Origin of the sequence: Staphylococcus sp. EG-SA-10 (assembly GCF_017151945.1) — a bacterium.
Lineage (GTDB): Bacteria > Bacillota > Bacilli > Staphylococcales > Staphylococcaceae > Staphylococcus > Staphylococcus aureus.
Map to the genome: position 1 here is coordinate 26,852 of NZ_JACVZJ010000019.1, position 14,394 is coordinate 41,245.

At 31.7% G+C, this 14,394-nt stretch carries 14 protein-coding genes and 1 pseudogene; 14 read left to right on the forward strand and 1 reads right to left on the reverse strand.

The features are described 5' to 3' along the window. The first annotated feature begins 149 nt into the window (after positions 1-149). The 8 genes from IDG45_RS10985 to IDG45_RS11020 all read left to right on the forward strand — a co-directional run bounded on the left by IDG45_RS10985 (position 150) and on the right by IDG45_RS11020 (position 6,726). Positions 150-350 carry a hypothetical protein gene (locus IDG45_RS10985; RefSeq protein ID WP_000604725.1) on the forward strand — a complete coding sequence of 67 codons (201 nt, stop codon included), beginning with the start codon at positions 150-152 and terminating at the stop codon, positions 348-350. A gap of 25 nt (positions 351-375) precedes the next feature. After that, complete coding sequence (gene nsaR, locus IDG45_RS10990) at positions 376-1,041, forward strand: nisin susceptibility-associated two-component system response regulator NsaR (RefSeq protein ID WP_000697877.1); 666 nt, start codon at positions 376-378, stop codon at positions 1,039-1,041. Positions 1,042-1,051: 10 nt separating this feature from the next. Next, positions 1,052-1,939 carry a nisin susceptibility-associated two-component system sensor histidine kinase NsaS gene (gene nsaS / locus IDG45_RS10995; RefSeq protein ID WP_000143420.1) on the forward strand — a complete coding sequence of 296 codons (888 nt, stop codon included), beginning with the start codon at positions 1,052-1,054 and terminating at the stop codon, positions 1,937-1,939. Positions 1,940-2,046: 107 nt separating this feature from the next. Then, the gene (locus tag IDG45_RS11000; RefSeq protein ID WP_000923768.1) at positions 2,047-2,802 is read left to right on the forward strand and encodes an ABC transporter ATP-binding protein; all 756 of its coding nucleotides are present in this window, start codon (positions 2,047-2,049) and stop codon (positions 2,800-2,802) included. Further along, positions 2,799-4,799: an FtsX-like permease family protein gene (locus IDG45_RS11005; protein WP_042907889.1), complete on the forward strand. Its 2,001-nt coding sequence runs from the start codon at positions 2,799-2,801 to the stop codon at positions 4,797-4,799. Before IDG45_RS11000 ends, IDG45_RS11005 begins: the two co-directional genes overlap by 4 nt. Before the next feature lie 664 nt (positions 4,800-5,463). After that, the gene (locus IDG45_RS11010; RefSeq protein WP_072357681.1) at positions 5,464-5,577 is read left to right on the forward strand and encodes a hypothetical protein; all 114 of its coding nucleotides are present in this window, start codon (positions 5,464-5,466) and stop codon (positions 5,575-5,577) included. A 381-nt stretch (positions 5,578-5,958) separates the two neighbouring features. Next, the gene (locus IDG45_RS11015) at positions 5,959-6,219 is read left to right on the forward strand and encodes a hypothetical protein (protein WP_014532715.1); all 261 of its coding nucleotides are present in this window, start codon (positions 5,959-5,961) and stop codon (positions 6,217-6,219) included. A gap of 9 nt (positions 6,220-6,228) precedes the next feature. After that, the gene (locus IDG45_RS11020) at positions 6,229-6,726 is read left to right on the forward strand and encodes a glutathione peroxidase (protein ID WP_001065267.1); all 498 of its coding nucleotides are present in this window, start codon (positions 6,229-6,231) and stop codon (positions 6,724-6,726) included. Positions 6,727-6,833: 107 nt separating this feature from the next. On the opposite strand, the gene IDG45_RS11025 is transcribed toward IDG45_RS11020, so the two are convergent. Beyond that, positions 6,834-6,926: a hypothetical protein gene (locus IDG45_RS11025; RefSeq protein WP_010956583.1), complete on the reverse strand. Its 93-nt coding sequence runs from the start codon at positions 6,924-6,926 to the stop codon at positions 6,834-6,836. 193 nt (positions 6,927-7,119) lie between these two features. Here IDG45_RS11025 and IDG45_RS11030 point away from each other — a divergent pair, with 193 nt between their 5' ends. The 6 genes and pseudogenes from IDG45_RS11030 to IDG45_RS11055 all read left to right on the forward strand — a co-directional run bounded on the left by IDG45_RS11030 (position 7,120) and on the right by IDG45_RS11055 (position 14,352). After that, positions 7,120-9,000: an assimilatory sulfite reductase (NADPH) flavoprotein subunit gene (locus tag IDG45_RS11030; RefSeq protein ID WP_000775143.1), complete on the forward strand. Its 1,881-nt coding sequence runs from the start codon at positions 7,120-7,122 to the stop codon at positions 8,998-9,000. Positions 9,001-9,062: 62 nt separating this feature from the next. Beyond that, the gene (locus tag IDG45_RS11035) at positions 9,063-9,668 is read left to right on the forward strand and encodes an NAD(P)-binding protein (protein ID WP_001057056.1); all 606 of its coding nucleotides are present in this window, start codon (positions 9,063-9,065) and stop codon (positions 9,666-9,668) included. A gap of 475 nt (positions 9,669-10,143) precedes the next feature. Next, positions 10,144-11,514, forward strand: a complete 1,371-nt coding sequence (locus tag IDG45_RS11040; RefSeq protein ID WP_000093366.1) for a CitMHS family transporter — start codon at positions 10,144-10,146, stop codon at positions 11,512-11,514. A 246-nt stretch (positions 11,515-11,760) separates the two neighbouring features. After that, positions 11,761-13,611 carry an anaerobic ribonucleoside-triphosphate reductase gene (gene nrdD, locus IDG45_RS11045; protein ID WP_001071726.1) on the forward strand — a complete coding sequence of 617 codons (1,851 nt, stop codon included), beginning with the start codon at positions 11,761-11,763 and terminating at the stop codon, positions 13,609-13,611. Continuing rightward, the gene (nrdG, locus tag IDG45_RS11050; RefSeq protein ID WP_000173331.1) at positions 13,608-14,144 is read left to right on the forward strand and encodes an anaerobic ribonucleoside-triphosphate reductase activating protein; all 537 of its coding nucleotides are present in this window, start codon (positions 13,608-13,610) and stop codon (positions 14,142-14,144) included. Before nrdD ends, nrdG begins: the two co-directional genes overlap by 4 nt. Positions 14,145-14,243: 99 nt before the next feature. After that, positions 14,244-14,352 (forward strand): annotated as a pseudogene (locus tag IDG45_RS11055) (hypothetical protein). The last annotated feature ends 42 nt before the right edge of the window (positions 14,353-14,394 follow it).

The window sequence follows — 14,394 nt, forward strand, 5'->3', positions numbered from 1 at the left end:
TTTTGAGCAATTATGTAGTTTTAGTTAAAAATATGTAAACAGAGTGATTTAGAATAACAAAAAATGAATATATATGACAATTTGTTATAGAAAGCGTTAGAATAGAAGCGTGTGAAAATATAGAATTAAATATAATTTGAGGTGGAAAAATGATACTAGTAATGTTATCTCCATTATTAATCATATTCTTTATAGTGTTGTCTATTTTAGAAGAGCGTAAACGTACGAAGAAAAAGCAACTCGAGAAAGAAAAAGCAAATACACTAAATCAAAATACAAATGACACGGAAAGTTCAAATCAAGAGCCGTCATTGCAGCAGGCTAAAGAACAAAAAGATGACAAAGGATAATTCAATTGAAGGAAGAAGATTATAGATGAAAATATTAATTGTTGAAGATGATTTTGTTATAGCAGAAAGTTTAGCATCTGAACTTAAAAAATGGAATTACGGTGTTATTGTCGTTGAACAATTTGATGATATACTGTCTATCTTTAACCAACATCAACCTCAGCTTGTATTGCTAGATATTAATTTGCCAACGTTAAATGGTTTTCATTGGTGTCAAGAAATCCGAAAAACATCTAATGTGCCAATTATATTTATTAGTTCCCGTATTGATAATATGGACCAAATTATGGCAATACAAATGGGGGGAGATGATTTTATCGAAAAACCATTTAACTTGTCATTAACGATTGCCAAAATTCAAGCATTATTGAGACGAACTTATGACTTGTCAGTAGCTAATGATTCATTGACGGTTAAAGGTTGTACATTAATATTAGATGAAGCAAAAGTCGTGTATCAAGAACAAAACATACAGCTATCTTTGACTGAATTACAAATATTAAAGTTATTATTTCAAAATGAAGATAAATATGTAAGTAGAACTGCTTTAATTGAAAAATGTTGGGAATCAGAAAACTTCATAGATGATAACACATTAGCTGTTAACATGACGCGCCTGCGTAAAAAATTAAATACTATTGGCGTTAATGATTTTATCATTACAAAGAAAAATGTCGGATATAAAGTATAGGGTGAATGCAATGACCTTTCTTAAAAGTATTACTCAGGAAATAGCAATAGTCATAGTTATTTTTGCTTTATTTGGCTTAATGTTTTACCTGTATCATTTGCCATTAGAAGCATATTTACTAGCACTTGGCGTTATTTTATTATTATTACTCATATTTATAGGTATTAAATATTTAAGTTTTGTAAAAACTATAAGCCAACAACAACAAATTGAAAACTTAGAAAATGCGTTGTATCAGCTTAAAAATGAACAAATTGAATATAAAAATGATGTAGAGAGCTACTTTTTAACATGGGTACATCAAATGAAAACACCCATTACTGCAGCACAACTGTTACTTGAAAGAGATGAGCCTAATGTTGTGAATCGTGTTCGTCAAGAGGTTATTCAAATTGATAACTATACAAGTTTAGCACTTAGTTATTTAAAGTTATTAAATGAAACTTCTGATATTTCTGTCACTAAAATTTCGATTAACAATATCATTCGCCCAATTATTATGAAATATTCAATACAGTTTATTGATCAAAAAACAAAAATCCATTATGAACCTTGTCATCACGAAGTATTAACTGACGTTAGATGGACCTCTTTAATGATAGAACAATTAATAAATAATGCACTTAAGTATGCGAGAGGTAAAGATATATGGATTGAATTTGATGAGCAATCCAATCAATTATACGTAAAAGATAATGGTATCGGTATTAGTGAAGCGGACTTGCCTAAAATATTTGATAAGGGCTATTCAGGTTATAATGGCCAGCGGCAAAGTAACTCAAGTGGGATTGGTTTATTTATCGTAAAACAAATTTCAACTCACACAAACCATCCTGTTTCAGTCGTATCTAAACAAAATGAGGGTACAACATTTACGATTCAATTTCCAGATGAATAAAAACTTTCAATATTGTAAGCATACTAGTAACATTTTTTCACTAATTTAAATGTTATTAGTATTTTTTTGTTTTAATATAGAACTAACAAAGAAATGAGGTGCATGCCATGTTGCTAGAAGTGAAACATGTAAAAAAGGTTTATGGTAAAGGTTTGAATGCTACGACAGCACTTAATCAAATGAATTTATCAGTTGGAGCTGGTGAATTTGTTGCAATTATGGGTGAGTCTGGGTCAGGGAAGTCTACACTACTAAATTTAATTGCTTCTTTTGATGGACTAACTGAAGGTGACATTATTGTGGATGGCGCACATTTAAATAATATGAAAAATAAAAGTAAAGCATTGTATCGTCAACAAATGGTAGGTTTTGTTTTTCAAGATTTTAATCTTTTACCAACAATGACGAATAAAGAAAATATAATGATGCCATTAATTTTAGCTGGTGCTAAACGAAAAGATATAGAACAAAGGGTCCATCAGCTGACAGTACAATTACATTTAGAGGGATTTTTAAACAAATATCCTTCTGAAATCTCAGGGGGTCAGAAGCAACGCATTGCCATTGCACGTGCATTAGTTACTAAACCGACGATTTTACTAGCCGATGAACCTACAGGTGCACTTGATTCAAAAACATCAAAGGCATTGATGATGTTATTTCAAGAGATTCATCAATTGGAACAGACAATTTTAATGGTAACTCATTCAAATATCGATGCGTCTTATGCAGAGCGTGTCATTTTTATTAAAGATGGGCGTCTATATCATGAAATATATCGTGGTGAAGAAAGTCAATTAGCTTTTCAACAACGAATAACAGATAGCTTAGCACTTGTGAATGGAGGAAGTGTCAATATATGAAGTTAAGATTGTTATGGCACATAATGCGACGTCAATTTATCACGCAGCGACTTGTAATCATTCCATTCATTTTAGCGGTAAGTGTACTATTCATGATTGAATATACGCTTGTGTCAATTGGATTAAATAGCTACATAAAACAGAAGAATGACTTCCTAGTACCATTTATTATCATAGCTAATTTTTTTATGGCGCTTTTAACTTTTATTTTTATTTTCTATGCAAATCACTTTATGATGTCACAAAGACGAAAAGAGTTTAGCATTTTTATGACATTGGGCATGACCAAGAAAAGTATGCGTTTAATTGTAGTGATGGAAACTATCTTACAATTTATAATAATTTCAGTCATTAGTATTGCCGGCGGATACTTACTTGGTGCGATATTTTTTTTGTTTATACAGAAAATAATGGGCAGTGAAGTTGCGACTTTAAGGTATTATCCATTTGACTCTGTAGCGATGTTTATTACTTTGATTATCATTGCTGTATTAATGGGCATGCTACTTATATTCAACTTGTTCAGTATTAATTTTCAACGACCGATAACTTATCAACATCGTTCTGATTCCAGTGTCATATCACGATGGTTGCGTTACGTTTTAATTGTTATAGGAAGCGCAGCACTATATTTAGGCTACTTTATTGCATTACAACAAGATACGACGTTTGGTGCCTTTTTTAAAATATGGATTGTCATAGGATTAGTTATTATCGGTACTTATGCATTTTTTGTAGGTATAAGTGAAATAATTATTAGTATATTGCAGCAGGTATCAAAAGTTTACTATCATCCACGGTATTTTTTTGTGGTAGTCGGGATGCGTGTACGTCTTAAAATGAATGCAGTCAGTCTTGCAACAATCACTTTGCTGTGTACATTTTTGATTGTAACGCTCACAATGACATTAACAACCTATCGCGATATGAATCATACCATTACGAAGTTGATTACGAATGATTATGATTTGTCATTTAGCGACAATTCTAAGTCACAAATAGAACGTCAACAAACGATTGAGAATATTAAACGTGATATACAGGGTTCGGTTAATGCAAAAGACTTCAAAGTATATGAAACGACATTATTTAGAGCTTCTTTAGAAAAGAATCGTGCTTATTACAAGTTAAAACAGGCTAGTGATGATATTCCAATAGACTTCATTGGTAATGAAGGCTCGATATTTTCTAAGCAATCAGTAATGATCACAGCACTTACTGTGCAAGATTATAATCGATATCACCAAAACAAATTACACTTAGACAATCAAAGTATAGGTATGATTACGAATGTACCTATTTTTAAAAAGCAGTCTAAGGTCGGTCTTAATAATGAAGTCTTTAAAGTGAAACAACTTGACGCACATGCGTTAAATTTGATGATGATTCAAGATAGTATGGTTTTAATTGTTAAAGATAACAATCAATTACAAAAAGTAAAAGGATTTTATGCACATGAACAAAAGAAGTCGACAATATCGATAAACTTTAATGTATCTGGAAAGACGAAATTAACAACATCACAAATACAAAAGCTATCGAAAAAATACGATGCGTCAATAAATTCTAAATCAGAAATGCTAATGGTTTGGGATCGTCTGACAGGTGGACTAATATTTGTAGGTGGCGTAGTATCAATTGTACTTGTCATTGGAATATTTCTAATGATGTACTATAAACAAGTTTCAGAAGCCTATGCAAATCAGCACAATTATGACATTATGAAAAAACTTGGTTTAGATAATGGAAGAATAGCAAAGATAACACGAAATCAAATGACTTTCTTGTTCGCAATACCAATAACAGTAGCACTGATTCATACATTAATTTCTAGTAACATTGTATATACGTTACTAAATATGTTAGGTATTAATAATCATCATATATTTTTAACAAGTTACGTATTAGCTGTCATTATAATTTCGTTTCTATATATGGCGATGTACAAAATAACTTCCTATATTTATGCTAAAGTTATTCATCAACAACGTAATTAACCATGTTTCAGTGAAATCACAATCAATCATGTGTTTTCACTGAAATATATTATTTGAAAAAGAAAACCTAAAAACATTACAAATAACAATAACAAATTTCAACCGATAAGACACAATATCTTGTCGGTTTTTTTACTTTTATGACAAGTTATATTTTTGAAATATCAAAAATATATAGCTTGTTTATATAAAATGATTTAAAATGTTTTATAACAACATATTTTATGCAACACATAAAATGGGTAACTAACATCACGAAATCATTGTATTTGTTGTTACACTGATGAAGCGATGTCACAAAGAAATGTCGTTATCAAACGAAGCCCGAAATACATACTGATACTCGAAGTAATGTAACGATAAATAACAATGATAACGATTGATTACTACGCAAAAATATATGTAAATTGACGATTTAAATGCAATTCGTATATTTTGCCAATGATTTACACATTAAAATGTTTGAAAATTGTCACAATTCAGTCTAATTTAAAAGTAAATTAATTACAAAATTCAAAAATCATGTATCGTGTCATTTAGATATTGAAAAAGATGAGTCAAATTTGTTTCATATATTTTCCAATAACAAATGATTATATCTAAATATACAATCAGAAATATATGAATAGAAATATCAATATGAAAAATAATATGATTAAAAATGATGAATGGCATACTTATAAAGTGTCTAAATATTGGGGGTCAATATTACTTACAATCACGAATGTTAAGTAATGAAGACAATGCTGAAAAAACAATAAGTGGAAACTCTATATAGAATGTTCGTTTTTATTTTTAATAATTGAATAATCATTATTGATGATTTAATATGTATTCGGTCGCACACGATACAAAGTGACTTGTTTTAATGATATGCAATAATATGACGTTTATCGTCGCGTGTAACAATGTATGAGTGTGTCAGTTTAATTTTAAAAGGGCTATAAGGATATTTAATAAGATAAAGGAGGGCTTAATAAACAATCACATGTGAAGTTTTTAAGGATTATATGAGTTGGGCAGCTCTTTAATCCATAGTTATAACGAATTTTAAATTGTTAGATTTAACGTATGGTATCAGTATGTATGAGTTTAACTTAAGTATTAATCTATAGTTTAAAGAGCGGTCTAATTGTCTTTTTAAAAATAGAAAATAAGGATGATTATAATGAGGGGTTATAACGAAAGATATTGTAGCTGGACTAATACAGCTATACAATGTGATTATTTTAATAAAGTAAGACAGGTGAAAAAAGACAGTAAATCGGATAGGTTAAGCAACAACATAAACTCGAACATTATTTATCGTGTGCTCGAAAAATGTATCACGCTATATAATGTGTGTTCGCGGTATAAACGCGCACTTATTTTATCAGAACATTCTAAAAAGAACATATTCAATATAAAAAAGGCTGTGTAGGGGTGTCTTATGAATAATAGAAATGTGTATGATATCGAAGTAAGTGATTATAAAGGCTTAACTTATAAATTAGAAGCATTTAGAGGTAAAGTGATTTTAGTTGTTAATACTGCAACAGAATGTATATATAGCGAACAATTGAAAAAACTAGAGACTTTGTTTCAAAAATATAAGGATCGTGGGTTTGTAGTGTTGAGTTTTCCGAATAATAATTTTGACAATCGACAACCAGGTTCTAATGAAGAAATCTTGAAAATTAGTCGTGAGAAATTTGGTGTTACATTTCCAGTGCTAGCTAAAATATCTGTGAACGGGAACGATGAACATCCGTTATTTACGCATTTAAAGAATGAACAACCAGGAATCTTTGGGTCCCCAATAAAATGGAATTTCACAAAATTTATAATCGATCGACAAGGCAATGTTGTAAATCGATTCTTGCCAATGGAAGATCCATTGGATATATCGGCAAATATAGAAATATTATTGCAAGAATCTTCATCTTAAATTTAAAATTGAGCGCTTAGTATGAAAAAAACACAAGAGCCTCTTAATGATGTACTAATAGTATGTCATTAAGAGGCATTTTATATTTAGAAAATCAGTAATTTGACCTATTTTACTGAAAGGCTGATTTGGTACATAATAAATAGTAAATAAATAAAAAATAACAACGATGCATTACTGTATGCATTAATGACTGACACGACATAATCAAAGTTTTGTCTGAATTACTGATAATGTCATTCAAGCAACATGAAGGTTGTAAATATTTGTAAGTATAACTATCAGACACAACTCAAGTTTGTTTTAATTTATACCATACATATTAAAAAATTGACTGAACTATCGATAAAAATGAGTCAATCATCTATTTCAAGTTTATTGAGGTGAAAATATTTGAAATTAAATACATCTAATAGTCCATTTACAGAAAAACAAGTCACAGAGATTAACAATCTGCTGCAAACATTAACAGAGAGCCAACAACAGTGGCTTAGTGGTTTTTTACTAGCTAATAGTAACGATACGACAAGTGATAGTAATCAACAACAATTAGAGACAGAAGTGTGGCAACAATCACAAATATCAGAAGAACAAGCAACTTCAACAACGTATATGTTACAAAATAAAGAGCCACATATCGAAGCTAATCAGCGGCATGTCACATTGTTATATGGTTCTGAATCAGGTAATGCCATGCGTTTAGCTGAAATTTTTTCAGAACGTTTAAGTGATATCGGACATCAAGTTGTTTTGATGTCAATGGATGAATATGATACGACAAACATCGCACAGTTAGAAGATTTATTTATTATTACGTCTACTCATGGTGAAGGAGAACCGCCTGATAATGCATGGGATTTCTTTGAATTTTTAGAAGACGATAACGCACCTAATTTAAATCATGTGAGATATTCAGTACTAGCTTTAGGTGATCAAACATATGAATTTTTCTGTCAAGCAGGTAAAGATGTAGATGCTTTACTAGAAAATCTAGGCGCTGAGCGTATATGTAAGCGTGTAGATTGTGATATTGATTATGAAGAAGACGCAGAAAAGTGGATGGCAGACATCATTAATATTATTGATACCACATCAGAAGGTATTCAAAGTGAATCGGTGATAAGTGAATCAATTAAGTCTGCCAAAGAAAAGAAATATTCTAAATCAAATCCATACCAAGCAGAAGTATTAGCGAATATCAATTTAAATGGTACCGATTCAAATAAAGAAACACGACATATAGAATTTTTACTTGATGATTTTAGTGAATCATATGAACCAGGAGATTGTATAGTAGCATTACCGCAAAACGACCCTGAATTAGTTGAAAAACTAATATCCATGTTAGGTTGGGATCCGCAATCTCCGGTGCCAATTAATGATCATGGTGATACAGTTCCTATTGTTGAAGCACTAACATCACATTTTGAATTTACTAAATTAACATTGCCATTATTGAAAAATGCAGATATCTATTTTGACAATGAAGAATTATCTGAACGTATTCAAGATGAGTCATGGGCGCGTGAATATGTTATAAATCGGGACTTTATAGATTTAATAACAGATTTTCCAACTATAGAATTACAACCTGAGAATATGTATCAAATCCTTAGAAAATTACCACCAAGAGAGTATTCGATTTCTAGTAGTTTTATGGCAACGCCAGATGAAGTGCATATTACCGTTGGTACGGTTCGTTATCAAGCACATGGACGTGAGAGAAAAGGTGTATGCTCGGTTCATTTTGCTGAGCGTATTAAACCAGGCGATATAGTACCAATTTATTTGAAGAAAAATCCGAACTTCAAATTTCCGATGAAGCAAGATATACCGGTTATTATGATTGGACCAGGTACTGGAATTGCTCCTTTTAGAGCATATTTACAAGAACGTGAAGAACTTGGTATGACTGGAAAAACATGGTTGTTCTTTGGTGATCAACACCGTAGTTCTGACTTTTTATATGAAGAAGAAATAGAAGAATGGCTTGAAAATGGAAACTTAACACGCGTAGATTTAGCATTTTCAAGAGACCAAGAACACAAAGAATATGTACAGCATCGTATAATGGAAGAAAGTGAACGTTTCAATGAATGGATTGAGCAAGGCGCAGCAATCTATATTTGTGGCGATGAAAAATGTATGGCGAAAGATGTCCATCAAGCCATTAAAGATGTATTGGTAAAAGAACGTCATATTTCTCAAGAAGAAGCAGAGTTATTATTGCGACAAATGAAACAACAACAACGCTATCAACGTGATGTTTATTAGCGATTGGTGTTAAATATTTTAAGGTGTAATGATGTAAAATTATATAAAGGATGTTGCTCAACATGAATATGCCATTAATGATAGATTTAACAAATAAAAATGTCGTCATAGTTGGTGGAGGCGTCGTTGCAAGTCGTCGGGCACAAACATTAAGTCAATATATTGAACATATAATGGTTATCAGTCCTGAAATCACTGAAAAACTTCAAAATATGGTAGATAAAGGTGTCGTTATATGGAAAGAAAAAGAATTTGAACCAAGCGATATTGTAGATGCGTATCTAGTCATTGCAGCAACCAATGAGCCACGTGTCAATGAAGCGGTAAAACAAGCCTTACCTGAGCATGCCCTTTTTAATAATGTTGGAGATGCATCAAATGGCAATGTTGTATTTCCAAGTGCACTACACCGCGACAAGCTAACTATCAGTGTATCAACTGATGGTGCGAGTCCTAAGTTGACAAAATCAATTATGGCAGAGCTTGATGCGTTATATCCACCATCATACAGTTCGTATATCGACTTTTTATATACTTGCCGGCAGAAAATAAAAGTACTTGATATGAATCACAGCGAAAAGCAGCAATTGTTATCACAAATAGTGACGAAAGAATTTTTAAACGGTACTAAACAAGCTCAATTTTTGGCATGGTTAGATAAAAAATAATAACTGTGTGCCGTCTAAAGGCAGTCTTGAAGTAATAACATGTCTGTTTGTAAATGAAGATGGGATGCATACTAATAATTTCTAAGCGAAGATGATAAATATATGTAAGATAATTTCTAACATAGAGAAATAGACGATTTGAAAAATCTTAATAAATATATAGGTTATTAGAAAAACTGGTTGAAGTTGCTATGAATAATAGCTAATTTTAGCCAGTTTTTTTGTGTAATAGAACCGAGAATTCAACTATTGCTATTAAAAATGATACTTATGAAAAGATTCAAATTAATCAATTGGATTCAAATAGTCATTAGAGATACTGCATAAAAATTAGATATCCGAATTAACTATTACGCAAAAAAGATTTTTTTGATAAAATGAGATAACTTAAATATAAAAAATTATATTAATTATAATATTTAAGTTAAAGAGGGGGATTATGTGAATTTTATATTTAATGGAGGGAGAAAATAATATGAGTAGTGATAATTTGTGGTTAACAGTAATGGGGCTCATTATTATTATTTCAATAGTAGGTTTACTCATTGCCAAAAAAATAAATCCTGTTGTAGGGATGACGATAATACCTTGTATAGGGGCAATGATTTTAGGATATAGTGTGACGGATTTGGTTGATTTTTTTTCTAAAGGATTAAATCAAGTCATTAATGTGGTTATCATGTTTATATTTGCCATTATTTTCTTTGGCATCATGAACGATAGTGGTTTGTTCAAGCCGCTTGTCAAACGCTTAATATTAATGACACGAGGCAATGTCGTCATTGTCTGTGCAATGACAGCTTTAATTGGCACAATAGCCCAATTAGATGGTGCAGGTGCTGTAACATTTTTACTTTCTATACCTGCGTTATTACCATTATATAAAGCGTTAAACATGAATAAATATTTATTGATTTTACTATTAGCATTAAGTGCTGCAATTATGAACATGGTACCTTGGGGAGGTCCAATGGCACGTGTAGCTGCAGTGTTAAAAGCCAAAAGTGTCAATGAATTATGGTATGGATTAATTCCTATTCAAATAATAGGATTCATTCTTGTTATGTTGTTTACGGTATATCTTGGATTTAAAGAACAAAAACGTATCAAAAAAGCAATAGAGAGAAATGAATTACCGCAAACACAAGATATAGATGTACATAAATTAGTTGAAGTATATGAACGAGATCAAGATGTAAGGTTTCCTGTAAAAGGACGTGCACGAACAAAACCATGGATAAAATGGGTGAATACAGCTTTAACTTTAGCTGTTATTCTAGCGATGTTAATGAATATTGCGCCACCTGAATTTGCATTCATGATAGGTGTCTCATTGGCGCTTGTTATTAATTTTAAATCAGTGGATGAACAAATGGAGCGATTAAGAGCTCATGCGCCGAATGCATTAATGATGGCTGCAGTGATTATTGCAGCAGGTATGTTTTTAGGTGTACTAAATGAAACCGGTATGCTTAAAGCGATTGCGACGAATTTAATCAAAGTGATTCCTGCAGAAGTAGGACCATACTTGCATATTATTGTAGGGTTACTTGGCGTACCATTAGATTTACTAACTAGCACAGACGCTTATTATTTTGCTGTGTTACCGATCGTCGAACAAACAGCAGGGCAATTTGGTGTACCGTCTGTATCAACAGCTTATTCAATGGTCATAGGGAATATTATAGGTACATTTGTCAGCCCATTTTCACCAGCCTTATGGTTGGCAATTGGTTTAGCAGAGGCAAACATGGGCACGTATATTAAGTATGCATTCTTTTGGATTTGGGGATTCGCCATCGTTATGTTAGTAATTGCAATGTTGATGGGCATTGTGACGATTTAAGTATGAAAAAATAGAAACTATGGTCCCGTTACAAAATGAAATAATAGTTGCATAAACATGTCGAAATGACGGACGAATCTTTAAACAATTTTAAAAATTAATGAAATAATTGTGTGGAAATATGAATTTCACTAAATGTTAATAACTTTGTGACGTTTTAGTTAACAGACTAATAAAAATTTGAAAATACTATATATAGTGGTATAACGTAATGGGTAGACACAATATATAGGAAGAAGGGGTAAAATGAATCAAATCGAAGAAGCATTAACGGGTTTGATTTCTAAAGATCCTGCTATTGTTAACGAAAATGCCAACAAAGATAGTGATACATTTTCAACAATGAGAGATTTAACAGCAGGTATCGTTTCTAAATCTTACGCATTAAATCATTTATTACCAAAAAACGTTGCAGATGCACATCAAAGAGGGGACATACATTTTCACGACTTAGATTATCATCCATTCCAACCGTTAACAAACTGTTGTTTAATAGATGCTAAAAATATGCTACATAATGGATTTGAAATAGGCAACGCGAATGTAACTTCACCAAAATCAATACAAACTGCATCAGCGCAGCTTGTACAAATTATAGCCAATGTTTCTAGCAGTCAATATGGTGGCTGTACGGTTGACCGCGTTGACGAATTACTTAGTACATATGCACGACATAATGAAGAACAACATAGAAATATCGCAAAGCAATTTGTCAAAGAATCTGAAATTGATCGTTATGTTGATCAACAAGTCACTAAAGACATCAATGATGCGATTGAAAGTTTAGAATATGAAATTAATACCTTATATACATCTAATGGACAGACACCTTTTGTAACATTAGGATTCGGCTTAGGCACAGATCATTTAAGTCGCAAAATTCAACAAGCTATATTAAATACTCGTATCAAAGGCTTAGGAAAAGACCGCACGACAGCGATTTTCCCAAAACTTGTATTTTCAATTAAAAAAGGAACCAACTTTAGTCCGCAAGATCCGAACTATGACATTAAACAACTAGCATTAAAGTGTTCAACGAAACGTATGTATCCAGATATTTTAAATTATGACAAACTCGTAGAAATATTAGGTGATTTCAAAGCACCAATGGGTTGTCGTTCATTTTTACCAAGTTGGAAAGATGCGGAAGGTCATTTTGAAAATAATGGTCGTTGTAATCTTGGTGTTGTTACACTTAATTTACCTAGAATGGCATTAGAATCTGCCGGTAATATGACGAAATTCTGGGAAATCTTTTATGAACGTATCGATGTGTTACATGATGCATTACTTTATCGTATAAATCGTTTGAAAGATGCTGTACCGAATAACGCACCAATTTTATATAAAAGTGGCGCTTTTAACTATAAATTAAAAGAAACAGATGATGTTGCTGAGTTATTTAAAAATAAGCGTGCAACGATTTCAATGGGCTATATTGGGTTATACGAAACAGCTACTGTTTTCTATGGTCCAGACTGGGAAACATCTCAAGAAGCAAAAGCATTTACGCTTGAAATTCTTAAAGAAATGAAACGTTATCAAACGAAATGGACAGAATTATATGACATTTGGTTCAGTATTTACAGTACGCCGAGTGAATCGCTAACGGATCGTTTTTGTCGTTTAGACCAAGAGAGATTTGGAGATATTAAAGACATTACAGATAAAGGATATTATCAAAACTCTTTCCATTATGATGTACGTAAAGATGTTACACCTTTTGAAAAGTTAGATTTTGAAAAAGATTATCCTTATTATGCGAGTGGTGGTTTCATTCACTATTGTGAGTATCCGAAATTGCAACACAATTTGAAAGCACTAGAAGCGGTATGGGACTACTCTTATGACAAAGTTGGTTACTTAGGTACAAATATTCCGATTGATCATTGTTATGAATGTGATTACGATGGAGATTTTGAAGCAACTGAAAAAGGATTTAAATGCCCGAACTGTGGCAATGATAATCCTAAAACAGTTGATGTCGTTAAACGAACATGTGGTTACTTAGGCAATCCAGTTCAACGTCCAGTAATTAAAGGCCGTCATAAAGAAATTTGCGCACGAGTAAAACATATGAAAGCGCCTAAAGAATGACACTTTTAGACATTAAACAAGGACAAGGTTATATTGCTAAAATAGAATCAAATAGCTTTGTTGACGGTGAAGGAGTAAGATGCAGTGTTTATGTATCAGGATGTCCATTTAATTGTGTTGGATGTTACAATAAAGCCTCACAAAAGTTCAGATATGGCGAGAAATACACTGATGAAATATTAGCAGAAATATTAGATGATTGCGATCATGATTATATATCTGGGCTAAGTCTATTAGGTGGCGAACCATTTTGTAATTTGGATATTACATTAAATCTTGTTAAAGCATTTCGAGCACGTTTTGGAAATACAAAGACAATTTGGGTATGGACTGGATTTTTATATGAATATTTAGCAAATGATTGTACAGAACGTCGAGAGTTATTATCATACATTGACGTTTTAGTAGATGGGCTATTTATACAACACTTATTCAAACCTGATTTACCATATAAAGGTTCTTTAAATCAACGCATTATAGATGTACAACAATCACTCTCGCATGCGCGTATGATTGAATATATTGTTAGTTGAAAATGTATTAGAAGTCAAGGTAACATCCGTTGCCTTGGCTTCTTTTTATGTTAGGTACATAATTGAAAGTTAATAAAAGCAATTCTTTAGAAAAATATATTGATAGAATATGACCTAACCATCATTTTGATACCAATACTAAAAATTGCATATCCGTTTTTTAATAAGTTGAAAGAAAAAGTGGTATTTTAGTGGGAAGGAAGTCTAACTTTTTGGTAGCGTTTTACAATAAATAAATATTCATTAATAA